Raw genomic sequence first — 25,015 nt, 5'->3', positions numbered from 1 at the left:
CATAGGATAATCCATTGGAACAAAAGACCTTTTCCATGCACACCCCTCCCCAAAAAAGACAGACCGGCCTGAATTTCTGGGTAAAATGGAGCCTCCTTACTTTCCTTTTCTTCCTGCTGGTCGGCGCAGGTGCTGTCGGGGGGACGATATACTATTTTTCCAGGAATCTTCCCTCTTTAGGAAATCTCGGCACCTACGAGCCGAGTCTCGCGACCCGGATCTATTCAGATGACAACAAGGTCATCGGTCAGTTTTTTATCGAAAAACGGGTCTTCGTCCCCCTATCACAAATGCCGAAGGTTCTCATCAATGCCTTCCTGGCCGTAGAAGATTCCCGTTTCTATCAGCACAAGGGCTTTGATACGCTTCGGATTATGAAAGCCTTTATCAGAAATGTTGAGAGCATGAAGATCCGTCAGGGGGCGAGCACGATCACACAACAACTGGCCCGTTCTCTTTTTCTGACCCCTGAACGGACGCTAACACGGAAACTCAAAGAACTCCTCATGGCCCGAAAAATGGAAAAAGCCATTGAAAAAGATCGTATCCTCGAGATTTACCTGAACCAGATCTACTTTGGACATGGTTCCTATGGCGTTCAGATCGCCGCCAAGACTTACTTCGGAAAGAATGTGAGAGAAATCAATCTGGCTGAGGCGGCCTTCCTCGCGGGCCTTCCCAAAGCCCCGAATCATTATTCGCCCTACCGGCATCCCGAAAAAGCCAAGTTTCGTCAGAGAGTGGTCTTAAAAAGGATGGAGAGCGAAGGCTACATTACAAAACAAGAGTATCGCGAAATCTATGCGGAAGATCTTTACTTCCAGAAACGACATTCCAGAAAAGATGATATTGCTCTTTATTTCAAGGAACATATCCGACAATATTTGATCGGAAAGTACGGGGATGAGGTCCTTTACAGAGGAGGGCTGAACGTCTATACCACACTCAATGTACCCTTTCAGCGCATGGCCGAACGCGCTCTTCGCGATGGACTTGAGCAACTGGACAAACGGCAGGGCTACCGCGGAGCGATAGGAACATATAGCGCGGAGACAGAAGAAGCCTCCCTTACGAAAAAGAAGCCCCAGTCCTTAAAAGTCGGGGAAATTGTCAATGGTCGGGTCTTATCACGAACCGACCATTACGCAAAAGTCGAAGTCGGTGATGTTGTTGGAAAGATCCTATTGAAGGACATGCTCTGGGCCGCGCGGCAGTTGAAGGGAGAACATTTGCGCGATGACAGGGTCATCATCAAAAATCCAAAACCATACGACATCGTCAATCTAAATGACATCATTCTGGTCAAAGTGAAGCAAGTCGGCTTAGAGGGTGAAGACATCTTGTTCGGTCTTGAACAGAAACCTCTTGTTCAAGGGGCCTTCATCGCCCTTGATCCGTCGACCGGAGCGGTCAAGGCACTCGTGGGGGGCTATGATTTCAGGAAAAGCGAATTTAACCGCGCCCTCATGGCCCGACGACAACCCGGCTCAGCGTTCAAACCCATTATCTATGGAACGGCCATCGAACAGGGATTCACGCCGGCGACACTCTTGGTGGACAATCCCGTCATTTTTACAGACAGCGAGACGAACAAAGTCTGGAAACCTGAGAATTACGAAAAGAAATTTTATGGGCAAATCACAATGCGCGATGCACTCACGCACTCAAGAAATCTGGCAACCGTCAGGTTGCTCAAACAGGTTGGTATTCCCAACGTGGTTAACTTTGCACAGCGCGTCGGGATTGACACCCCCTTAACCCGCGATCTCTCTCTTGCGCTCGGGTCTTCGGGCATCAGTCTGATGGAGATCACCTCCGCACTCGGCGTCTATGCCAATCAGGGGGTTCGACTTAAACCGACACTGATCCTCTCAGTGACCGATAAAGACGGTCGTGTCCTGGAATCCCACGAGTTCTCGCCGGAGCAGGCCATCTCCAAGGAAACCGCTTATGTGGTGACCAATATCCTTGAAGATGTAATCCAACGCGGAACCGGAAGACGAGCGCGCGTCATCGGCCGCCCCATTGCCGGAAAGACGGGGACAACAAATGAATTTACGGATGCCTGGTTCGTAGGATTCACGCCGAATCTGGCGGCCGGCGTTTGGGTCGGATTTGACGACAACCGCTCTCTCGGAAACCGGGAATCCGGCGGTCGCGCCGCCCTGCCTGTCTGGGTCTCATTTATGAAGAATTCCCTCTCTCTCCTGCCGGTTGTATCTTTCTCTATCCCTGAGAAGATTGTTTATGCTAGAATTGACCGCGATACGGGACTCTTGGTCTCTGAAGATGAGGACGGTGAGGTCGAGATCTTTGTAAAAGGGACAGAACCGAGAGAATTTAAAATGGCCGCTTCATCCCCGAATCAGTTCTTCAGATTTGACGGAGGCGGTGCTTTTTAGGGGGTTCAGTTGGCAGTACGTGTTGGAATAAATGGATTCGGCCGGATAGGGCGGAATCTCTTTCGAGTTGCGTTTAGCGACCCTGATATCGATATTGTCTGCATCAATGATTTGGCCGACGCCGGGACCCTGGCGCACCTGCTCAAATATGATTCAGTCCATGGGACGTTTCCACATGAGGTTGAATCCAAGGAAGATGCCCTCCTCGTCGGGGATCGATCGATCCGGATGACCCAGGAGAAGGATCCCGCTCATCTCCCCTGGAAAGAGATGGATGTCGATATCGTTGTGGAAGCGACCGGTCGCTTTGTTGACCGCAGCTCGGCCCAAAAGCATATCGCGGCAGGCAGCCGAAAGGTGATCATCTCAGCCCCTGGAAAATCACCAGATGTCACGGTGGTTCTGGGGGTCAATGAAGATCACTATAATCCCAAAAAACACCATGTCGTTTCCAATGCCTCATGCACAACCAATTGCCTGGCGCCGCTTGTAAAAGTTCTCTCCGATCACTTTGGGATCAAACGTGGGCTGATGACCACCGTCCATTCTTACACCAACGACCAGCAGCTTCTCGATCTTCCCCACAAAGATTTAAGAAGGGCACGCTCAGCCAATCTTTCAATGATCCCGACAACAACCGGTGCGGCAAAGGCACTCTCCATCGTTCTTCCGGAGCTCGAAGGCAAGTTGGACGGGATGGCCATCCGGGTCCCGACACCAAATGTCTCGCTCATCGATCTCGTTGTCGAGCTAGAGACAGACGTCACTGAAGACTCGGTCCGGGCCTTACTTTCCTCCGCTGCTCAAGGAAAAATGACCGGTATCCTTCAATATACAGAACTGCCCTTGGTCTCGGTCGATTTAAGAGGAAACCCCCACTCATGTATCGTGGATGGAACCCTGACCAAGGTGATCGGCGATCGAATGGCGAAAGTCATCGCATGGTATGACAACGAATGGGGCTATTCCTGTCGCGTTCGCGACCTGATCCGATTCATTACCGGGAAACAATAACCCCCCCTTCGCTTTACCCATTTAAAGAGGATTTCCCTTCATGTTCCTGAACAAAATGACGATTGAGGACACCCCAATTAAAGGGAAACGTCTCTTTATTCGGGCCGACTTTAATGTCCCGCTCGACCGCGACCTGAATATTACGGATGATTCGAGAATCCGCTCAACGCTCCGGACCATCAATTATGCTATTGACGAAGGTGCCTCAGTCATCCTCGCCTCCCATCTCGGCCGACCAAAAGGGGCAGACCTGCGTTTTTCACTTGCACCCATTGCGAAGCGACTCCAACGCCGCTTGGGCAAGGAGGTTAAGTTTGCACCCGACTGTATCGGGCCGGAGGCGAAGAAGATGGCGGAAAGACTTAAGCCGGGAGATGTCCTTCTTTTAGAAAACCTTCGTTTTCATCCGGGAGAAGAAAAAAATGACGACACATTCTCAGAGGCCCTGGCCGGTCTTGGAATCGATGTCTATATCAATGACGCCTTCGGAACCGCCCATCGAGACCATGCCTCGACAACGGGTATTACTAAATTTGTCAAGGTCAAGGCCTGTGGGCTCCTGATGAAAAAAGAGATCACCTATCTGGAAGGAGCGGTCGCAAATCCTGCACGCCCTTTCGTCGCAATATTGGGTGGAACAAAGGTCTCCGGAAAAATTGGTGTGATTGAAAATCTCGGGAAAAAAGTCGACAAGGTAATCATCGGCGGAGGAATGGCCTTTACCTTTTTGAAGGCCACTGGAATCGATGTCGGGAACTCACCTGTCGAAGATGCCATGATCCCCATTGCGAGAGAGATCAGAAAGAATGCCATCGCGCGCGGCATCAAATTTTACCTCCCGGTTGATTGCGTCGCCGCACCGAACAAAGATCCTTCCGCAGAAGCCAAGAATGTCCCCATACAGGAAATTCCGCAGGGCTGGCTCGGACTCGATATCGGACCAGCCTCCGTTCGGCTCTTTATGGAGGTCCTGGCAAATGCCAAGACGATTCTCTGGAATGGCCCGATGGGTCTTTTTGAAATGGACGCCTATTCACGCGGAACCTCCGCCGTCGCCCAAGCCGTTGCGAATGCCTATGCCCTCACGATTGTCGGGGGGGGGGAGACCGCCATGGCGGTTCATCAGGCAGGTGAATCTGAAAGCATTTCCTTCATCTCCACAGGTGGCGGGGCAGCCCTCCAGCTACTGGAGGGAGAAAAGCTTCCCGGCTTGAGTGTATTGCCGGACAAACCCTTTTAGGAACTGGAACAGTCGGATGTCAACACCCTGTTTTGTAGCAAACTGGAAGATGTATAAGGGGATCGCCGAGGCCCAGTCTTATCTGCAAACCCTTGAGAAACGCTCAGCGCAAGGAACCGCCTATGCCTCTCTTTTTGAAACGGACCGTGCCGAGATAATACTCGCACCTCCCTTTACGGCCCTCTCTTTCGTATCTGAATTTCTGAAGCGGTCTTCTTTAAGGGTTGACCTTGCCGCACAAAATGTTCATTATGAGGGGGAAGGGGCCTTCACGGGGGAGGTTTCTCCATCGATGTTGCGTGATGTGGGGTGTCGATATGTCATCATTGGCCACTCAGAGAGACGTCAATTCTTTGGAGAAACGGATGCTGAGATCCATCGTAAGCTTAACGCAATTATTAAATGCGGCCTCAGGCCGATCCTTTGTATCGGAGAAACCCTCCAGGAACGGCAAGATGGAAAGACTGGGTCCGTTCTGGAGCACCAACTGAAACAAGCCTTCGGGAAGTTTCTTCAAGGTGACGAGGAGGCGGCAGGTGTCCCGGAGTGGATCATCGCCTATGAGCCGGTCTGGGCGATTGGAACAGGTCAGACCCCGACGCCGGGAGAGGTCGGGTCGGTTCTGCAACAAATCGGGAAGTCTCTTTTTGAAGGCTTGAAAAGTAGAAGACCCCGCGTTCTTTACGGCGGAAGCGTAAATGAGGGCAATATCGAAATCTTCATGAAAGAACAAGCACTTGACGGAGTATTGGTCGGCGGAGCAAGCCTGTCGGCGGATAAATTCCTCGAGATTATTAAACGAGGCACCTCGGTCAAGAAGGACTAAGGTACCAGCGCACGCCATCATAGTGGAGGAGAAAGAAAAAAATGTTTACCTTTGTTGTCGTTATTCATCTTATTGTATGTTTTGTCCTGATCGCAATCGTCATGCTTCAATCCGGTAAGGGTGCCGAAATGGGAGCCGCTTTCGGGGGATCCAGCCAAACCATTTTTGGAAGCCGCGGGGCGACAACTTTCCTGAGCAAGGTCACAATCGGGGCAGCCGTTTTATTCTTCGTAACCTCCATGACCCTTTCTATCATGGGTCGGGAGCGCTCAGTCGTCTCAAGGGTCGTCATCCCCAGCCCAATAGAAGAAGTGGAGACAACAGAGGAGTCCGCCCCTTCGGCAGGAGAGCCTGAAGAAAAATAGTCACATGCTGAACCATTACAAACCCGTCTATCTTGTTGTCCTCTTGTTCCTAAGCAGCCTCAGCGGGTGTTCCGGTTCATCTCTCAATAATCCTTATCCCAAAGAGGATGAGGCCCTTACCATCTTATACAGTTCTTTCAACCAGCGGCCGAAGCATCTCGACCCGGCACAATCCTATTCTTCGAATGAGATCACCTTCACTGGCCAGATTTACGAGCCCCCCTTTCAATATCATTACCTGAAAAGGCCCTACACCCTGATTCCGCTGACGGCAGAGGATGTCCCGTCCCCGGTCTACTTCGATCAAGACGGAACAGAAATCACAGGGGAAAATCCAAGTGAAACGGTCGCCTTAAGTGTCTACACCATCAGGATTCAAGAAGGGATACGCTATCAGCCCCACCCCAGCTTCGCCCAGGATGCCGGGGGCAAGTTCCTCTACCATAACCTGAGCGATCGGGCCATGGAAGAGATCAATACCCTCTCAGATTTTCCGGAAACCGGAAGCCGTGAGTTGATCGCTGAAGATTATGTTTACCAGATCAAACGCCTCACCCATCCGAAAATACATTCTCCAATCTATGGCTTTATGTCGGAGTATATCCTTGAATTAAAGGCCTTTGGAACACAATTGAGAGAAGCCCAAAAGAAGGGATCGGCCTTCCTGGATCTCCGAGACTTCCCCCTTGCGGGCGCGGAAGCGGTCGATAAATACACCTACCGGATCAAGATTCACGGCAAGTATCCACAATTTCTCTACTGGCTGGCCATGCCCTTCTTCGCGCCCGTCCCCTACGAGGTGGACCGTTTCTATTCACAAACCGGCCTGGCAAAAAAAAATATCACCCTCGATTGGTATCCGGTCGGCACCGGCCCCTACATGCTGACCACCAACAACCCCAATCTTCGGATGGTCCTGGAACGTAACCCAAACTTCCACGGAGAACAATATCCCCTCGACGGGGAACCGGGAGATCGGGCTTCGGGGATCCTCGAAGACGCGGGGAAGCCGCTCCCCTTTATTGAAAAGGTCGTCTACAGTCTTGAAAAAGAAGATATCCCCATATGGAACAAATTTCTCCAGGGGTATTACGATAGCTCCGGCATCTCTTCAGACAGCTTTGACCAGGCCGTGCGGATCTCAGAGGGGGGAAACACCGACCTGACCGATGGGATGAAGGCCAAAGGGATACGCCTGCTCACCAGCACGGCAGCCAGCACCTATTACATGGGCTTTAATATGCTTGATCCCGTCGTCGGCGGAGACCGCCCCTCGGCTCGCAAGCTGAGACAGGCCATCGCTATTGCGATCGATCAGGAAGAATCGATCTCCATCTTCCAGAACGGCCGCGGCATGGCCATGCAGGGACCACTCCCTCCGGGAATATTTGGATTTAAAGAAGGTGAGGCGGGGATTAACCGCCATGTCTATGACTGGATCGATGGAAAACCAAAACGCAAATCCATCGCGGTCGCCCGTCAACTGCTGGCGGAGGCAGGCTACCCTCAAGGACGCGATGCGGAAACAGGCCAGCCGCTTATTCTCCACTTTGATACGACCGGAACCGGACCGGAGGCCAAGGCAACCTTCGACTGGCTGCGAAAACAATTTGAAAAAATACAGGTTCAGCTGGTCATACGCAATACAGATTATAATCGCTTCCAGGACAAGATGCTTAAAGGAACCGCGCAGATCTTTCAATGGGGCTGGAACGCCGACTATCCCGATCCGGAAAACTTTCTATTTCTCTTATATGGTCCCAACGCCAAGGCGGGAAAGAATGGTGAAAACGCAGCGAACTATTCAAACAAGAAGTTTGATGCCCTCTTTGAGCAGATGAAGAATATGGAAAATGGGCCCGAGCGTCAGGGGATCATCGATGAGATGGTCGAGGTCTTTCGGCGGGATGTCCCCTGGGTCTCCGGTTTTCATCCGCAGCGCTTCGGTCTTTATCATGCCTGGTATCAAAATATCAAACCGAATCTCATGGCCAACAATACCTTGAAATATACCAGGGTCGATTCCGGCCTCCGCGCCCGGTCGCAAGGAGAGTGGAACAGGGCCGTCTGGTGGCCGCTCTGGGTGGGTGGGACGGTCCTTCTTTTGGGAACCCTGCCGGCCATCCGGTCCTACCGACGCAAAGAGCGGGGAATCGGACAACCTTCCTCGCAAAGGGATCTGTGATGACCGCCTATATTGTCCGCCGACTCCTTTACGCCGTCCCGATATTGGTTGGGGTCAACCTCCTGACCTTTCTTCTTTTTTTTGTGATTAATACCCCTGAGGACATGGCGCGTCTTCACCTCGGGGGAAAACGGGTCACCCAGGAAGCCATTGAAAAGTGGAAAGAGGACCACGGGTATAATAAACCCCTTGCGATTAATCTTTCCGCGCAGGGCTCCGGAAAACTAACAGAAACGATCTTCTTTGAGAAGTCTCTTCGGCTTTTTCTCTTTGATTTCGGACGCGCCGACGACGGCCGGAACATCGGGGCCGACATCCGTGAACGCATGTGGCCGAGTCTGGCCATCGCGATCCCCGGACTCATTGTCGGGCTCTTTGTCAATGTAACCGTCGCAATGCTCATCGCCTTCTTTCGCGCCTCCTATCTCGATACATGGGGGGTCATCGTTGCCGTGGCAATGATGTCGATCTCATCCCTCTTTTATATCATCGGCGGGCAATTCATTTTCAGCAAGATGCTTCGCCTTGTCCCCATCTCCGGCTATGACGGCGGTCTCAATGCAACAAAATTTCTGATCCTACCGGTCATCATTGGTCTGATCGCGGGGGTCGGCTCGGGAACGCGCTGGTACCGGACCATTTTCCTGGAGGAGATCGGAAAGGATTATGTCCGAACCGCACGGGCGAAAGGACTCTCTGAACTCAAGGTCCTCTTCGGCCACGTCCTTCGAAATGCCTTGGTCCCGATTTTGACCGGGGTCGTGGTTGTGATTCCCCTTCTCTTCCTTGGGAGCCTCATCACGGAATCTTTTTTCAGCATTCCCGGTCTAGGAAGCTATACCATTGATGCCATTAACAGCCAGGACTTCGCGATCGTGAGGGCCATGGTCTTCCTCGGGTCCTTTCTCTACATTATCGGCCTGTTATTGACCGATATTTCCTATACATGGGTCGATCCCCGGGTCAGGTTGGACTAATGCCAGATTTCCTCGCGAAGTTCATCTCCTTCAAACCGGTCCTCCTGTGGACCGATATACTCGTGCTTCTCCTGGCGGCGTCCATATTCTTTTTGGGACGGTACGCCTCCGGGAAAGAACATCTTCTCGCACCCTTGCGGCAGGTCCGTCGCCGCGCACTCGCCATGGCGGCCCTCACGGTCCTGCTCTCCTATATCGGGATCGGGCTTCTGGATTCACTCCATTTCAGGCAACAACTTCCCCAGACAGAGGCCGGACAGAAAATACAGTATTCCCCGGAGGTCCTCTCCCTGCTGGATGTAGTCGTCTGGCGACTCCGAAAAAATGTGGAACGGACCTACTCCGCACCTTTGGCAACGCACTCCTTCGCCAAAGAGATGGTTGAATTTCCGGGCGGCGTAAAAAAGAGGGTCTTTCCCCCGCTGGCCTATGGCGGCGCCCACCTGACAGACCCACTGACCCAAAAAGCGGATATACTGCAGACCCTTCTTCTCGGGGGTCTGTTTGGCATCTTCCTGGCATTTATCCTTTGCCTTACATTTTTGTTCCTCTTGAGTCGCTATCACCGTTGTTCGTGGAACGAGACGTTCCACGCCATCCGGCGAGGTCAGTATGAAACGGCCTGGGGAGCCATCCTCATCACCTTGAGTTTGATCACCGTCTTGGTTTCCATCGCCGTCCTGCTCAGCGGTAAATACCATCTTTTCGGAACCGACAAGGTGGGCCAGGATGTCCTTTATCTCGCCATCAAGGGCATCCGCACCGGGCTGGTCATCGGAGGACTGACCACACTGGTCATGCTCCCTTTTGCCATCTTCCTCGGGATCGCCGCCGGCTACTTCAGGGGATGGGTTGATGATGTTATACAATACCTCTATACCACCCTCAGCTCTGTTCCGGGGGTATTATTGATCGCCGCTGCAATCCTGATTCTCCAAGTATATATGGACAAACATGCCGATTCCTTCTCCAGCATCACAGAACGGGCCGACATCCGCCTCCTCTTCCTTTGCCTGATTCTCGGGATGACCAGCTGGATTGGCCTCTGCCGCCTCTTACGCGGTGAAACACTCAAGCTGCGTGAATCTGAGTACGTCCAGGCCGCGATCGCTCTTGGAGTCAGTCGGCCCCGAATTCTCATCCGGCATATTCTCCCGAATGTCATGCATATCGTCTTGATCTCGGTCGTTCTCGATTTTAGCGGCCTAGTCCTGGCCGAAGCAGTCCTGTCCTACGTCGGAGTCGGCGTCGATCCGGCAATGATCTCCTGGGGGAATATGATCAACAGCGCTAGGATGGAGATGGCACGTGAACCCATTGTCTGGTGGTCGCTCAGTGCCGCCTTTATTTTCATGTTTGGCCTGGTCCTGACAGCCAATATTTTTTCTGATGCCGTCCGGGATGCCTTTGATCCACGCTTGAGGAGCCGATGATGAACGATCCGACGGAAGCGCTCCTTCAGGTACAGGACCTAAGAACCTGGTTCTACACCGAAGAAGGGGTTGTCCGTGCAATAGACGGGGTGTCTTTTGAGGTCCACCGGGGAGAGACTTTTGCCCTCGTCGGAGAATCCGGCTCCGGAAAATCGATGACGGCCCTGTCCATCATGAAGCTTGTTCCGGAACCGGCCGGGCGAATCATCTCAGGAAAAATCCTCCTGGAAGGCGAGGACCTCTGCCAGTTTCCTGAGATGGGGATGCGCCGGCTTAGAGGACGACGAATCTCTATGATCTTTCAGGAACCGATGACCAGCCTGAATCCCGTCATGACCGTCGGTGCTCAAATCACGGAGACATTGCAACACCATTTTTCCATGAAGAGCACTGAGGCCAGGAGGCGGGCCTGTGAACTTCTTGACCTTGTCGGCATCCCCGACCCCATCGCCCGTTACAGTGAATACCCCCATCAGATGTCGGGGGGGATGAAACAACGAATCATGATCGCGATGGCCCTTTCCGGAGAGCCGGATCTTTTGATCGCCGATGAACCCACCACGGCACTCGATGTCACCATCCAGGCCCAGATCCTTGAACTCTTGAAAAAACTGCAAAAAGAGCGGGGAATGGCTCTCTTGCTCATTACGCATGACCTGGCCGTTGTCTCTGAAATCGCCGAGAAGGTTGCCGTGATGTATGCCGGACAGATTGTCGAGATGTCTGATCGCGATCCATTTTTCGACCACCCGCAGCACCCTTATTCGCAGAAATTATTCAACGCCCTTCCCCTTAAGAAAAAAAGGGGGGAACGCCTGGAGATCATTCGAGGAAACGTTCCCGCTTTAAATAAACCCTTTTCCGGCTGCCGCTTTGCCAATCGTTGCGATGCGGCCTGGGATCACTGTGAACAAGTGGTCCCACAATGGATATCTCTTGAAACCGGCGGGGTCCGATGTCATCTGGCATCGCCCAGAGACGCGGCAACCCGACCGATTGCATCAAAAGTGGTCCGAGAGTCTGAAGCGATTGAAACCCAGGTCTCAATAAAAAACGAGACCCTTCTTAACATATCAGACCTCAAGGTCCATTTTCCCATTCAGAAGGGACTCTTTAAAAAGACCGTCGGCTACGTCAAGGCGGTTGACGGGGTTTCACTGGCGATTGACGCGGGAAAGACGCTTGCTCTGGTCGGAGAATCGGGGTGCGGAAAAACCACGACGGGGAAGGCCATCCTCCAATTGATCCAGCCAAGCGCCGGTTCTATTTTCTTTGACGATGTCGATCTCACACAACTGACGGGGGAAGATCTTCGTAAAAAAAGAAAGGATTTTCAGATCATATTCCAGGACCCTTATTCTTCACTCAATCCACGGATGATGGTCCGCGACATCATAAAAGAGGGGATGGACGCACAGAAGATCAACCGTGAACACGCAGGGCCTCCCATGAGCCGCGACGAAGAAGAGACCACCATCGATCGCTTACTAGATGCGGTGGGTTTGCCCTCCGAGGTAAAAAACCGCTATCCACACGAGTTCTCAGGAGGACAGCGTCAACGAATTTGCATTGCGCGCGTCCTCGCGGTGAATCCGAAATTAATCGTCTGCGACGAACCCACCAGCGCGCTTGATGTCTCCGTCCAGGCCCAGATACTCAATCTCCTAAAGAGTTTGCAGGAGAAACTCGGCCTGGCCTACCTCTTCATTACCCACAATATCTCCGTCGTTGAATATTTCGCCCATGAAATTGCCGTGATGTATCTTGGACGCATTGTTGAATACGGATTGGTCGAGGAGGTCCTGGAAAATCCGAAACATCCCTATACCCGGGCCCTCCTTTCGGCCGTTCCCCAGGTTGATCTCGAACAAAAAAGAAGCATCATCCGCCTCGAGGGGGATCTCCCCTCTCCGATTTCACCCCCGCAAGGCTGTCATTTTCACCCCCGCTGTCCCGAGGCCCTGCCCATCTGTCGGGAAAACTACCCTTCCCAATCCTCTTTCAGTGCCAGCCACAACACCTGCTGCCACCTTTATGAGACCCCCCCCTCAAGTCGATTAGACATATCACTATATCCATACTTGTATCATAATTGAACGTTTAGATTGAATACCCATGTTCCATTCAGACGCTAACGTTTCATTCATGAACGTTTATTTGTTCAACTATGAAACAGTTTTATTATTCATAAAACAAAATAAACACTAACTCATTGATATTATAATAAATATTAAATTGGCACACAGTTTGCTATAGGCTAAGACAACATCAACAGTTTGTCCAGGGAGGTGAAGCATGATCAACCTAATTTTAGTATTTGGCATCGGGATCCCAGCCGCCTTTGTGCTGGTCAATTTCATCCTGTTTCGCACCTATACAGCCTTTAATTTACGGTATACGGGCGAGTTCAGGGAAATCACAGCCGATTGGCAGAACTTTATGGAACGAGGCATTCCAGTTCCTACGGATTATGTCAGAATTGAACAACCCTTTGAGGCACAGCCGGTTCTGATCCAGCCCAATTTTGAGATCGAAAAGGTGGAGACTGCGGTATAATGAACCGTCTGGGAATTTTCACATCCATTTCGACGACCTGTTCTCATTCCTTATCGCGTCACTACTTGTCTCTCCTCTATCCGTGTCTGGAGTCAGACTCGAAGAAATCATCATGAGCAGATTCAGCCTGTCTCCCCTTGAACTTTTCCCGGAAATGTTGTCCCGGCTCCCACAGCATCCCTGCCTAAAATTTAGTCTGTATAAGAATACCTCTGACCTGTCCCTCAGATTACGATAATCACCGTAAATACCGTCCTTGGAACATCGAAATAATACTCTCCGTTGTCATCCTTTCAGACATCCGATATACTGACCCTCTTATTTTATAAGGATGAAAACTCTTGGACAATTACAAAATTGATCTGGTCCGGGAGAAACTAGAAAATTCTGCTTTCATTACAGTCCTGACCGGAGCGGGCATCTCTGCCGAAAGTGGCATCCCGACTTTTCGCGGTGACGAAGGGCTCTGGAAAAAGTTCAAACCAGAGGACTTGGCCACGCCTGAGGCATTTCGCGACACACCCGGCATTGTTTGGGAATGGTACCATTGGAGAAGGGAGTTGATTTCAAAAAAAATCCCGAACCGCGGCCACGACGCCCTGGTAATACTGGAAGAAAAAACGCAGGGATTTACCCTGATCACTCAGAATGTGGACGGCCTCCATGTGCTTGCGGGAAACCGTAACATCATCGAACTACACGGAACGCTCTGGAAGACAAGATGTACAGGATGTCACCGTGTCATTGAAGACAGGTCGCTCAAGATGCCGCTCCTTCCGACTTGCGACTTGTGTAATAAGAGGCTGCGTCCGCATGTTGTCTGGTTTGGAGAGGGAATTGATCCGCTTGATCTGGAGGGCAGCCTGAAGGCCTGCCGGGAATGCGAGGTCTTCCTCGTAATCGGAACTTCGTCGGTTGTTCAGCCCGCCGCCTCATTCGCGGCGCTGGCAAAAAGCGAAGGGGCCTTTATCGTCGAGGTCAATGTGGAACCCGCTCTGCAAATAAGGCCGGATGTCTCCCTTACTGGAAAAGCAGCCGAGATACTTCCTCTACTTCTGAGCTAGGGAATCGCAAAGATGAAAAAACGATAATCCCCATCAAGAGATGATCCATAAGCCGCTTGGAGAAGGACAAGGGGTTCCAAAGCGATTCCTAGAATCTGAAGTAAAGTAGACCATTCAGGATGGCATCCTACTTATTAAAATGAGTGGTTATTGAGATTTTCGACATTCTCTCATTTCTTTTTTTGGGGAATCTCTTCTTTAGAGTTTTTATTATGAATTATAGCTTTGGTCATTTTTCCAATTGCAATAATTAAGTCGCCATTCCCTCGGCTATTATTCTCGTCCATCTTTTCAAGCAACTTTATCTGATGTGCTTCCCATTGCTTGCTAGTATTTCTATTTTCAGATGATACGGATAATGCGCCATAGGCAACAAATAACGACCCTATGGCTACCACCAATAAAATGATACTGACACAGAATGACGATTTGGAAATCCTCTGATTTTCTCTCATTTGTAATTCTTGGAAACCTGATTGTATCTCGTTAATGGCCCGTTCGTGGGCCTCCGCAGTAAAACTACGCTCAGCAATATATTGTATTTTTTTTCTGAATCTCGTCCTTAAGCTCTTTTTTCTTCTTGTAGCCACAAGGGTAAATCTGTCGACCTTTCATTGCATTGTCACTCATACTGCTTCCCCCTTAACCCTACGAGAAATGAAATATCACCAGCTTGAGTCCACTTCAACCACACTGGACCACTGCAGTACTCGCTACAGGGTACTTGCTTTCACAGAATTTCGGTGACATCTATACTCAATTCTATGTCCTTCGTTACGGTCACAGCTTTTAACGATGAAGTCGGGCCCAATGTTCTTTGAAGTTCGGTAACGACAAGTCAATGAAGGTGAGACTTCCAAAAGTTCGCCATCCCGATCTCAAATTCTCTATCCCACCCAAGATCCGAGATTGGATCTTGGGACAAACCGTCAAGTCGTCTGAAAGACAAGACCAGAGGTCATATCATGAGTTATAACTGAAAGTGGTGTATGGAGGACTTGAAAAAAAGCGGCGTATCTGGTTGATTTCAATCTGCGAAGAAAACAAATAACCGAAAGGATACGCCACCATGAATAAGAATACCGTTATTTCTTTAAAAGATCGAGAAGATATTTCAGATCCGTTCAGAGATTTACTGAGAGCTGGCGCTCGAAAATTGATTGAGCAGGCCATTATATCAATATTCCGGACAACAAACCGAGGAAGGTTATGCTGCGGTTGTTCTAAATGGCTCCCTTCCGGAGCGATCCATTCAGACGGACAAATGTTACATATGATGTTTAAACTCAGCCAATGTGCTGAGCTTAACTGGCGCAAGTTACGTGGATTTAACTACCTCGCCAAAGTCATTGAAGGAGTTCCATTTAAAAATGGAATTGAGATCAACAAATCAGATCAGGTCGCCGCTTAATGAAGATCTCATACACCAGATTTGACAATAACTCGAGGTCATAAGGGCGACGAGGCGTACTCACTCGTACGTTGAGGAACCCTTATGTCCGATAACGCAGTATTTCAGACGAATCGGCGGTTTGTCCTTTCGCGATTGCGGAAGGAGGGTCACAACGCGGGCTTGCGGTCCAGGCTTCGGTACTGTACCGCTTCAGCGATATCTGCTTTTGTGATCTGTTCGCGCTGCTCCAGATCGGCGATCGACCGACTGACCTTTAAGATCCGGTTATAGGCCCGTGCAGACAGACCCAATCGTTCCATGGCCATCTCAACCAGTTTTTTTGAAGCTTCGTCGATCTGGCAGTACTTTTTCAATTCCCTCTGCCGAAGTTGCGCGTTACAGCGTATCCCTTCTTTTTTGTATCGGGCGATCTGGAATTCTCTTGCCACCTGGACTCTCTTACGAATGGCCTCCGAACTCTCATCCCGGGCCTCCATTGTCAGGTCTCTAAACGGAACGGCGGGAACCTCAATATGGAGATCGATACGATCGAGGAGCGGCCCGGAGACCTTGGACCGATAGCGCTGGATCGCCATCGGTGTGCAGACGCAGTTCCGGGTCGGGTCTGAAAAATAGCCGCAGGGACAGGGGTTCATCGCGGCAACCAGCATGAACCGGGCCGGATAGGTCAGGGAGGCTGCTGCCCGCGAAATTGTCACTTTCCCCTCTTCGAGGGGTTGACGCAAAACCTCCAGCACATTCCGTTTGAATTCAGGAAGTTCATCCAAGAACAGGACCCCATTGTGGGCGAGACTCACCTCTCCGGGACGCGGGATCTGCCCCCCGCCAATCAGACCCGCGTCGGAGATGGTGTGATGCGGGGAACGGAAAGGACGAGTCACCAGGAGAGGTTGATCATTACTGAGCAGGCCAAAGATACTGTGGACCTGTGTCGCCTCAAGTGATTCGTCAAAAGTGATTGCAGGGAGGATGGAGGGAAAGCGCTTTGCGAGCATCGTCTTGCCAGAGCCGGGCGGCCCGACCATGAGAATATTATGGCCTCCAGCCGCCGCAATCTCCAGCGCCCGTTTCGCATGGGCCTGCCCCCGCACCTCTGAAAAATCGTCCTGATAGACCGATTTCCGGGCAAAAAGAAGGTCAATATCGGTCTTGATCGGCTGCAGATCTAATTTCCGGTTCAGATACTCAACCACCTGGGGAAGCGTCTCCACACCAATCACATCTATTCCGGAGACAACGGCCGCCTCGGGTCCATTCTTCGTCGGAAGAATAACACCCTGCTTACCAAGCCGCTTTGCGAGAATCGCGATAGGGAGCGCCCCTTTAACCTCTTTGATACGGCCATCCAGGGAAAGTTCCCCGACAATCAAATAGTCCTGAAGGGAATGATCCTTGACAACCCCTTCTGCAGCCAAGACGCCTAAGGCCATCGGAAGATCAAAGGATGAACCCTCTTTTTTAAGATCGGCCGGTGCCAGATTGATGGTGATTTTCTTAACAGGGAAGTGAAATCCGGTGTTCTTGATGGCGGAACGGAGCCGGTCCCTGCTCTCCTTGACCGCAAGATCAGGGAGACCGACGATTGAAAGAATGGGAAGACCCTGGCTGAGGTCAATCTCGACATCAATGGGATGGGCCTCAACCCCATGCAGCACCGCGCTAAAAACCTTTGAAAGCATCTTCCAAAACCCTTTTGGCTGTGTAGGTGGAGTGAACCCTATCGAGTTCTCATCTGAGAGTGCGCACTCTGGATGATTTTTGAAAAACGCTTTTCGTCCGGCGGATCAGCGACCCATTGGCCAAGCTCGAGTGTAAAGGCCTCCTGCTCCATGGTCAGGTTCAGCTGGAAAGGTTTTTTCCTGGTGAGATGACCGATGAGCCGACTTCTCCTCACCGGCGTTCCGATGATTATTCCCACCTTATGAATTTTCCAGGTGGTCTGAAAGAATCCGCCTTCTTTATCTGCGATTGCGATCTGTTCATAGTGGATCAGCCCCGTACGCAGGGAGGCCTTCCACGATTGGTCATATGAAATGGGTGAACCGGCCAGAGAGGTCTTGAGGGTCCCTGTCCGGACACAAGCAGACAGAAGGGTGAGCGCAAAGAGAAATAGGAAGGAACGGGAGAAGGAAGCCCGCCTCATAAAAAACCAACTGGGTGGGCTTTGCGTCTTCAAGGCAAAGGTTCTCTTAAAAAAGATGAGATGGCCTTTTTCTGACGACTGCTCACCCAAGAATAAAGGGAGGGCTGTTGCTCTTGGTCGATATAGTCTAAAAACTGTAACCCGTAAGCATTCCCGTCGGGGCTGAGATGGGTAACGACAATTTTTCCAAGTACAATTTCACGAAATGACTTCCCGCGATGCGTCCCACTAATCTTGACCGTTAATTCTTTCCCGAGGTCGAAGCGCTTTTTTGCATGGAGAAGAAGACCGCCAAGGCTCATGTTGCTGATCGTCACCTCGACAGAACGGGTTTCAGTCGATACCTTTGCCTTTCCAGTAAACGGAACACGATAATGTTGTCTCTTATCCATAGCCTGTGCTTATAGCATATCCGGTTAAGATTAACAATCACAACCTCTCAGGAGGGGGGATTGAGACGCTTGACAGTAAACCACTTAATTTTTATATGTTGAATTACCATCGGTCTCAATTTGAACCCGATCCCGGCTGGCATGATGAAAAAGGTCATTATCAATATAGGTCAGAGAATATTCCAGAGTTGTCTCATCATGATCTGCCTCAAGAATCAGTCGCGTCTTCCCATCATCCCAGAAAAAAAGGTCAATTCCCGGCAAGGCAGTGGTCCGGGGAGGACCGTGACGATGCGTCGATTTCCGAGTCATTTCTGGAATGGGAGATAAGGACTTATCAACGGGCCTGAAGTTGATTTCAACACGATACAACTTACCCCGATAAAAATCGGCAATAACACTGTCGACCTCTGAACGGAAGGCAGCACTCTCCATGCGGTAGCGCCGCTCATGTTTGAACTGTCCCTTTACAACCGGTTCTTCCTTCCCGTGAACGGTCTTTAGAAAAAGGTCAAGGGCCATACCCAGGGAGACCGGTCCATGTTTGCGCTGAATGGCTTCGCCCTCTTCAAAAATGGCATGGATCGCAAAAAGAGGGGCCGAGTTCAGCAAGAGAAAAAAAAGGGAAAACAATAAAACCATTTTGTAAACAGGATCTTTTAGATTACGCATAGAAGACCTTTAAAACAAGATAGACGATCCAGACTTCAACAGTGTGTGCTGAGATTGAGGAGAACAGGTTTCCTGTTTTGAGGAGGAGTGCTCCCCATATAATCCCATCGGTCAGCGCCAGCCAATGGTAGCCCTTGAAATATACGACCATGAAGGGATCAAAAGAAAAATAAAGCGCCGACAACAAAACAGCCCAACAGGACCCTCCTCGCGTCGACCGGAACACGCTCAGAAACCGCCCCAGAATCCACCCCCGGAAGAGGATCTCAATGAGAAAACTGATGAGGAGGATACCAAAGGGAAACATTATCCATAAAGACAGATCGGCATGAGGGGTTTCTCTAAGAAATTCATTGGAATACCCGAGCCACGGTGTGAGTTTTACGATCACAAAGAGATTAAAAAGCCCCAGTCCGAGGCCACCGGCAATGCCAAGGAATACCGCACGAATCGCCCCCTTTTTACGGAGACACAGGTCCTCAGACCTCTCCGAATTCCGGCTAAACCAAAGACCCAGGGTAACGATAGAAACCATTAAGGGAAGAAAGACATGGTGAAGACGAGACGAAGGGAAGAGGAAGATATAATAAAAACCCGTCGAGAAAAATGGAAAAAAAAGGGGCCAGAACGCCCTTTTCTCAACTATTCCTAGAATTTCCACTGCCGCAGCATTGCCGCAATAAAGATGACCACAACCCCAACGATCAAGGTAACTTTTGTAAAAGTATAACCGGGAAGATTCCCGTTGCTTGTTTCATCCCTTTTGATTTCTTCGTCATCCCGTGAGCGAACAAGTTGGAAGAGGGGGATTGCCGCCATCGCACAAACAAGAAATACCTTAACCCCCAATGCCGAGATATAGCCTGGAGGAATTTCATCGATTCCGGCCCGCCTGACCCCAAAATTTATTCCGCCCGTAATCATTAAGATGAAAAGAAGCAGAATCACCATCCGCTGGTAGCGCTTTGAGATCTTGACGTAGACCTCATTCGAGACATCTTTTGCAGCAAGAAGAGGCGCCATGATAAAGACCTGAAAGCCAGCACCCCCAAGCCAGAGGACCACGCAGAAGAGGTGCAGCCAATGATTGAAAACAGCGAAAAGTTTCATAAACGCCTTATCCCTTTACATTTTCTTTTTGGAGGGGTCCTTCAGGTAATCTTTCATTTTGTCGAGCATTTCTTCATCAATCAGACCGACCGTTCCCCGCTTTCCCATGTAGGACTTGATATCGTCCAATCGCTTTTCCGCTTCGGGATTCTCTTTAAGCCGGCGAATCTTTCCTTTTGCGTCTTCAAAGGCATCAAAGGTCATTTCTCTGTAGCCAAAGGCGCGAATACGTTTCATAGCCTTCATCATGGCCTCATTGCGATATGTCGTCAGAAGTTCTGAAGTAATCTCGGTGATTCCCATTTTTCGCGCGCGGCGTTCCGCAGCCTTCTTAATACCGCTGCGGACAAAATCAGGTGAGGTCATCAGGCGTTTATGCGCTTCCTCCGACCAGACCACATCACTCTTCGGGGCATCCCATATCTGTGTCAGTGCAGCCATGTCAATGCGTTCCAGGCCCAATTCCCTTGCCAGATCTTCTGCATCGTTCTTCAACATGCCCTGGACAAACTCACGGGCCATCTCCGGCGAATCTGCAATTTTTTGTCCCAGTCGTACCTTTGCCGCGTCGGTCCATGGAATCTCAGGGAAAGATTCTTCTTTTTTCTCATCTCCCAAGGCCTCCGCTTTTTCAAGAAGCTCAAGATCCACCTCAAGATGACCCCGCTCGAGAGCAACCTCTTCCGCGATTTTCCGGATCATTCCTCTCATAAATTCCGGAACGGTTTCAAGCCGCTCCGTTGCCTCACGGGTCCAGGCCAGGGCTTTCGTTTCAACCCCTGCTTCCGCATGGGAAGCACCCACACCTGCACCTGCCATGGGATTCATCATTTTATCTTTGAACTTTGCCAGAACCTCTTCGGTAATCAGCGTGATCCCCTTCTCTGCCGCCTTCTTCTCGGAAAGTTTTCGGACCATCCCTCTCAGAAAAAAAGGGGCTTTCTTCAGACGCGCCTCCGCCTCAGGCGTCCAGGTGACTGTATTACCTTCTTGATCTTTCTTTCCCATACATAACCTCAATTATTTTGAAGATCCTCACCGTAGAACGGCGAGAATTCTCCGACGCAAGAAAAGACGTCAATTGTCTCCAGGGGTTTTTACGGGGACGCTTCGGCTGAATTCGGTAAAACTAAAGCTTCGACCGCGCTTGGCCTCCGCTTTCTCCCGCACGATCTGCATAACTTCCGGTGTAATCAGGGTAATATTGTTCTCTGCGGCATAACGTTCCACGCCCCGGGCCACCATTCCCCGGGCAAAGGATGGAAGTCCTTTCAAACGTTCCTTGGAAGCCACACTCCAATCCATCGTAAATTTGACCTCCAGACCGAAGGTCTGATCGGCGGTCAATTGAATTTTCTTCCCCCCGTACTGGCCCGGCTGATAGTCACAGGCGGGATCTTCTGCCAGATAATCTCCAGTGGCCGCATAAGCCCGGCAACGACAGCCGCCACACATCTCAGAAAACTCACAATCACCGCAACGTCCCCCGAGTTGGGGGTCCCTCAGATCATTCAAAACCGGCGAAGTGTTCCAGATTTCATCAAATGATTTTTCCCGGAGGTTTCCTGCGCTCACGGGCATATAAGGGCAGGGGGTGATGTCCCCTTCAGGAGTAATCCGGCAATAATATTTACCGGCAGGGCAGCTTCCCTGGGAGTAATTCTTTAACAAAGGCGAATCCGGATCGAGTTCGTAAATGATTTTCCTGAAGTGGGGTGCACATTTTGCGCGAAGGATTAAACCATAACTCTCCCCCGCAGGAGAGGTCCAGGGATCATCAAATTGCCCGAGCAATCCGCCTCCGTTGGTCACCTCTTTCGGCCCGACACCCTGTGCGCGCGCCAGATAGGTTAGGATCTCACGATACTGACTGGGCTGGATATCGATCAGGTTTTCGCCTCGACCGGTCTGAATCAGAAAAAAGAAATTGAGAACCTTGGCCCCGACTTTTTTGGACAACTCGATCATCTTGGGAATCTCAGAGACATTCCAGGACATCACGCTCATATGTATCGAAAAGTCGAGCCCTTCGCCCTGGAGAAACTCCATGCCGCGAATGGCATTCTTCCAGGAATGGGCCAGACCGCGGAATTCATCATGTTTCTTCGGATCAACAGAGTCAAGACTGATCGAGGCACCTTGAAGACCGCTTTCACGCATCTTCCTCGCCTCAGTACGACCAATTAAAACCCCGTTTGTCCCGAGAACACAGGTAAAGCCCTTGTCTGAGCCATAGGCGGCAATATCGAAGATATCTTTTCGAACAAGCGGCTCGCCACCGGTGAGAATCAAAAAGACATTCGGATTCACCTTCTCGATGCCATCCATCACCTTAAAACATTCTTTCGTCGTAAGGTCCTGTGAAATATCGGCATTCGGAAACGCACTCATATAGCAGTGCGTACAAAACAGGTTGCAGCGTTGGGTGAGATTCCATGAAACAGAATATGCTTGATATGCCATTGAACTATTCAGCCCTTAAAAGGGTTTTCCAAAAATGCCACACACGACCATTCAAGACCAGAGGTTAAAACCCCTGGGAACGCATCGCCTCGGCCCAGCGTTCGGTAACCTGATTTAGAATTTCAGCGCTCACACGCTTGAATCCTTTTTCATCCGCATAAGATTCAATTTCGCTGACGACTGTCCCCCGAACAAAGGAGGGAATAAGAGCCATCCGGCGTTCGGCATCATCATCCCAGGGAAGATGCCGCTCAACTTTTCTCGAAGCACGGCTCCAATGTTCATACTTCGCATTGATGACGGCGGGATCAATTTTCCGAATCCCTTTTTTGCGCGCATCGGCCTCTATTCTCCAGGAGGTCATCTCCCGCATAAACCCTTCTGGAATTTCGTTCATCCGGGCCTTCGCTTCATCTGTCCATGTAATCGACGCAAAGGCCTTTTCGATACCCGATTCTTTCCGTTCCATTTTCTTGTAATATTCTCCACCGCCTCCACAGAGGGCACAGTGATCCGGGATTTTCTGATTCACCACCTGGCTGCAGATCAGACAGATGAAATAGTCAATGGCCTCTTCCATGAGGACAAACCGCAATTTCTTCGCCTCACAGACAGGACATTGCTCCGGAACCTGTGCGACCACATGGCCGCAAAGCCCGCAAAAGTGGAAGGTTTCTTCCGGAGGGGTCGTCGCCCCTGTCGCCATAGAGGCAAGACGCTCCCTGATGTCATCAAGGCTCGCTGCGCCTGACATCACCGCTTCCATCTCTTCGGTCGCCTTCTTAATCCCGGCCTCAGCAACCTCCAGGGTGATATGATCAATCGAATTGGAAAAAGCATGATTCTCGATATGCTGTCGCGTCGCGTCCCGCATGAATCCGACGGGGACCCGATCAACACGCTCCTGGGCTTCAGGGCTATAGGAAAATTTGGGAACGGGAGCCGCCTTCACGCTTTCTTCCTTTTCCTCTGCGACCGCCTTCGCCTGTGAAGCCACAATCGTTTTTGAACTCATTTCGACGTCTTCGTCTCCCTCGCCGGCTTCAATTATTCGAACAACAAACTCTTTCGTCAGGGTCTGCAGGCCCATCTTGCGTGCCGTCTTTTCAACCTTGGCCTTGGCGCGCCGACGCTCAAACCCGGCCGGGACCTTCCGCAGAATATTTTTCGCATCTTCGGTCCAGCTCAAGGGAACGCCATCGTAGCCGACTTCCTTACTCAACTCACCTTCAGCCTTGGCCGCGGCGGTAAAGAGCGACTTGTCGAGAAACTGAAAAATCTCACCATCGGCGTTGCAGATCGGACATTTTACCGGCTTTTCACCCTTTGCCGTATACCCGCAGCCGCCGCAAATATGAAAATCGAGCTTCGCCTTTTTATCATAACTGGCCGCCCGTTCCGCATCGCGATCTTGGACGATATCCACCATCATTCCAGCCATCCCACTCCCGGTGCCAAGCGTCTGGGCCACACTGTCGGATGCGGTCATCTTATTCCGGTCAATCCCCTTCTCATCAAGCTCTTTCCCCAGCCGTTTCATCGCGTCAATCGACGACTTCGGAAGAATATCTCCCATTGCGGCGTCCACGACCGAATTGCTGATAATGGTAAAGCCCTTTTCAATGGCATAGCGATAAACGGCTGTTTTGGCAACCCCGCGCGCGAAGATCGGAACCTTTTCCATTCGCTTGGCCGCCTCTTCGGTCCAGGCCACGGTATATTCGGCAATGGCATCAATCGGAGGAATAAATGTTTTATTTGAAACCAGGACATTACAAGGCGCCATCCGGATAAGGTTTTCAGCGTTGCTCCCCACATCCATCTCTTCATCAGAGTGCACACCCACACGACCGACGACCAAGAGCCATGGACGCTCCTTCCTGACGTATTGAATGACCTTTTCAAAGGGCTTACCATCCAACAATGCCGTCTTGATCTTTACTCCCTCGGTCTCCGCCACAGTCAGACAGACCTCCAGGTGAGATTGGTAAATCTTCGCAAGCCCGGAGTCGATGACATCCTCATGAAGCTTCTCCTGCTCTTTAAAGCGGAAGACCTTTCCGGCTTCTTCGTTCAATACCCCGGCGATCGAATTAAAAACAGCATAATGATAATAGGGGTCAAACGCGGAAACGACAACCATCTCAAGGTCGTAGGCCTTGGCCAGCCCCAACGCGGTCTTGAAACCACCAAAGGAGTGATGACTTCCATCCACGGCAACAACAATCTTCCCCATTTTTCCCAGAACGGGCGGCTCGGTCTCCTTAACAACGAAGATGTCGGACTTTCGGACGCGGCGGATTGTTCGCTCCGTGACACTGCCGATCATACTTTCTTTTACGGCACCGACACCGAGTGCGCCGAGGATAACCAGGTCGTAACCATTTTTCACAATATCTTCAACAAGGACCTTGTAGTTTTTCCCTTCCAGAGACCTGCGCTCCATTGGGACATTGCTCTCACTCGCTTTTTTATCGATGATGTCAAGATAGGAATCTGTGATGATCTCCAGGCCGCGCGTGATCAGAGAATCATGAATCTTCCGCTGACGTTCAAGTTCATTTTCATCATGGTATTCCTCGGGAAGCCCCGCTTCCATCTGCTTAAACCGCTTATCATGCAGCTTTGCTGCGTACGCGTGACTTCCGACGACTTTTGATCCGAACTGTTTCGCCAGCATAATCCCAATATCAATCGCCGTATTCGCATAATCTGAATTGTCCACCGGGATATAAATTGATTTATACATTATTGAATCC

The 25,015-nt window shown here is 50.8% G+C and carries 21 protein-coding genes and 1 pseudogene; 12 read left to right on the top strand and 10 right to left on the bottom strand.

The window, feature by feature from the left end:
- The first annotated feature begins 14 nt into the window (after window positions 1-14).
- From EYQ01_02760 to EYQ01_02710, 11 genes are all read left to right on the top strand, one after another.
- The gene (locus EYQ01_02760; protein HIE64736.1) at window positions 15-2,402 is read left to right on the top strand and encodes a PBP1A family penicillin-binding protein; all 2,388 of its coding nucleotides are present in this window, start codon (window positions 15-17) and stop codon (window positions 2,400-2,402) included.
- A 9-nt stretch (window positions 2,403-2,411) separates the two neighbouring features.
- Window positions 2,412-3,416 (top strand): type I glyceraldehyde-3-phosphate dehydrogenase, encoded by a 1,005-nt coding sequence (gap, locus tag EYQ01_02755; protein ID HIE64735.1) that lies wholly within the window; start codon window positions 2,412-2,414, stop codon window positions 3,414-3,416.
- A gap of 40 nt (window positions 3,417-3,456) precedes the next feature.
- Window positions 3,457-4,656 (top strand): phosphoglycerate kinase, encoded by a 1,200-nt coding sequence (locus tag EYQ01_02750; GenBank protein HIE64734.1) that lies wholly within the window; start codon window positions 3,457-3,459, stop codon window positions 4,654-4,656.
- A 16-nt stretch (window positions 4,657-4,672) separates the two neighbouring features.
- Window positions 4,673-5,482: a triose-phosphate isomerase gene (locus EYQ01_02745; protein HIE64733.1), complete on the top strand. Its 810-nt coding sequence runs from the start codon at window positions 4,673-4,675 to the stop codon at window positions 5,480-5,482.
- A 41-nt stretch (window positions 5,483-5,523) separates the two neighbouring features.
- A complete protein-coding gene (gene secG / locus EYQ01_02740; GenBank protein HIE64732.1) occupies window positions 5,524-5,847 on the top strand; it encodes a preprotein translocase subunit SecG in 324 nt (107 codons plus the stop codon).
- Between the two features lie 4 nt (window positions 5,848-5,851).
- The gene (locus tag EYQ01_02735; protein ID HIE64731.1) at window positions 5,852-8,032 is read left to right on the top strand and encodes a peptide ABC transporter substrate-binding protein; all 2,181 of its coding nucleotides are present in this window, start codon (window positions 5,852-5,854) and stop codon (window positions 8,030-8,032) included.
- A complete protein-coding gene (locus EYQ01_02730) occupies window positions 8,032-9,009 on the top strand; it encodes an ABC transporter permease (GenBank protein HIE64730.1) in 978 nt (325 codons plus the stop codon). Before EYQ01_02735 ends, EYQ01_02730 begins: the two co-directional genes overlap by 1 nt.
- A 23-nt stretch (window positions 9,010-9,032) precedes the next feature.
- Window positions 9,033-10,442 (top strand): ABC transporter permease, encoded by a 1,410-nt coding sequence (locus EYQ01_02725; GenBank protein ID HIE64729.1) that lies wholly within the window; start codon window positions 9,033-9,035, stop codon window positions 10,440-10,442.
- Complete coding sequence (locus EYQ01_02720) at window positions 10,442-12,538, top strand: ABC transporter ATP-binding protein (GenBank protein HIE64728.1); 2,097 nt, start codon at window positions 10,442-10,444, stop codon at window positions 12,536-12,538. Before EYQ01_02725 ends, EYQ01_02720 begins: the two co-directional genes overlap by 1 nt.
- A gap of 199 nt (window positions 12,539-12,737) precedes the next feature.
- On the top strand, window positions 12,738-12,998 hold the full coding sequence (locus EYQ01_02715) for a hypothetical protein (protein HIE64727.1): 261 nt from the start codon (window positions 12,738-12,740) through the stop codon (window positions 12,996-12,998).
- A gap of 356 nt (window positions 12,999-13,354) precedes the next feature.
- Entirely contained in the window at window positions 13,355-14,062 is a 708-nt protein-coding gene (locus EYQ01_02710) for an NAD-dependent deacylase (protein HIE64726.1), read from the top strand.
- Window positions 14,063-14,232: 170 nt separating this feature from the next.
- Here EYQ01_02710 and EYQ01_02705 read toward each other — a convergent pair whose 3' ends face one another.
- On the bottom strand, window positions 14,233-14,652 hold the full coding sequence (locus EYQ01_02705; protein ID HIE64725.1) for a hypothetical protein: 420 nt from the start codon (window positions 14,650-14,652) through the stop codon (window positions 14,233-14,235).
- A gap of 665 nt (window positions 14,653-15,317) precedes the next feature.
- Here EYQ01_02705 and EYQ01_02700 point away from each other — a divergent pair.
- Window positions 15,318-15,473 (top strand): annotated as a pseudogene (locus tag EYQ01_02700) (IS256 family transposase).
- A gap of 149 nt (window positions 15,474-15,622) precedes the next feature.
- Here EYQ01_02700 and EYQ01_02695 read toward each other — a convergent pair.
- From EYQ01_02695 to EYQ01_02655, 9 genes are all read right to left on the bottom strand, one after another.
- Window positions 15,623-17,155 carry an ATP-binding protein gene (locus EYQ01_02695; protein ID HIE64724.1) on the bottom strand — a complete coding sequence of 511 codons (1,533 nt, stop codon included), beginning with the start codon at window positions 17,153-17,155 and terminating at the stop codon, window positions 15,623-15,625.
- A 38-nt stretch (window positions 17,156-17,193) separates the two neighbouring features.
- A complete protein-coding gene (locus EYQ01_02690; protein ID HIE64723.1) occupies window positions 17,194-17,652 on the bottom strand; it encodes a hypothetical protein in 459 nt (152 codons plus the stop codon).
- Window positions 17,649-18,011, bottom strand: a complete 363-nt coding sequence (locus EYQ01_02685; protein HIE64722.1) for a PilZ domain-containing protein — start codon at window positions 18,009-18,011, stop codon at window positions 17,649-17,651. The genes EYQ01_02690 and EYQ01_02685 overlap by 4 nt, the downstream gene beginning before the upstream one ends.
- An 84-nt stretch (window positions 18,012-18,095) precedes the next feature.
- On the bottom strand, window positions 18,096-18,683 hold the full coding sequence (locus EYQ01_02680; protein HIE64721.1) for a hypothetical protein: 588 nt from the start codon (window positions 18,681-18,683) through the stop codon (window positions 18,096-18,098).
- A complete protein-coding gene (locus EYQ01_02675; protein HIE64720.1) occupies window positions 18,676-19,344 on the bottom strand; it encodes a CPBP family intramembrane metalloprotease in 669 nt (222 codons plus the stop codon). The genes EYQ01_02680 and EYQ01_02675 overlap by 8 nt, the downstream gene beginning before the upstream one ends.
- A complete protein-coding gene (locus EYQ01_02670) occupies window positions 19,332-19,793 on the bottom strand; it encodes a hypothetical protein (GenBank protein HIE64719.1) in 462 nt (153 codons plus the stop codon). Before EYQ01_02670 ends, EYQ01_02675 begins: the two co-directional genes overlap by 13 nt.
- A 15-nt stretch (window positions 19,794-19,808) precedes the next feature.
- Entirely contained in the window at window positions 19,809-20,801 is a 993-nt protein-coding gene (locus EYQ01_02665) for a hypothetical protein (GenBank protein ID HIE64718.1), read from the bottom strand.
- Between the two features lie 69 nt (window positions 20,802-20,870).
- Window positions 20,871-22,256 (bottom strand): radical SAM protein, encoded by a 1,386-nt coding sequence (locus EYQ01_02660; GenBank protein ID HIE64717.1) that lies wholly within the window; start codon window positions 22,254-22,256, stop codon window positions 20,871-20,873.
- A 64-nt stretch (window positions 22,257-22,320) separates the two neighbouring features.
- On the bottom strand, window positions 22,321-25,005 hold the full coding sequence (locus EYQ01_02655; protein ID HIE64716.1) for a universal stress protein UspA: 2,685 nt from the start codon (window positions 25,003-25,005) through the stop codon (window positions 22,321-22,323).
- Window positions 25,006-25,015 lie beyond the last annotated feature (10 nt).

It is taken from the genome of Candidatus Manganitrophaceae bacterium, assembly GCA_012960925.1.
Taxonomy (GTDB): Bacteria; Nitrospirota; Nitrospiria; order SBBL01; family JAADHI01; genus DUAG01.
This window is presented reverse-complemented; position numbering and strand designations above follow the sequence as displayed.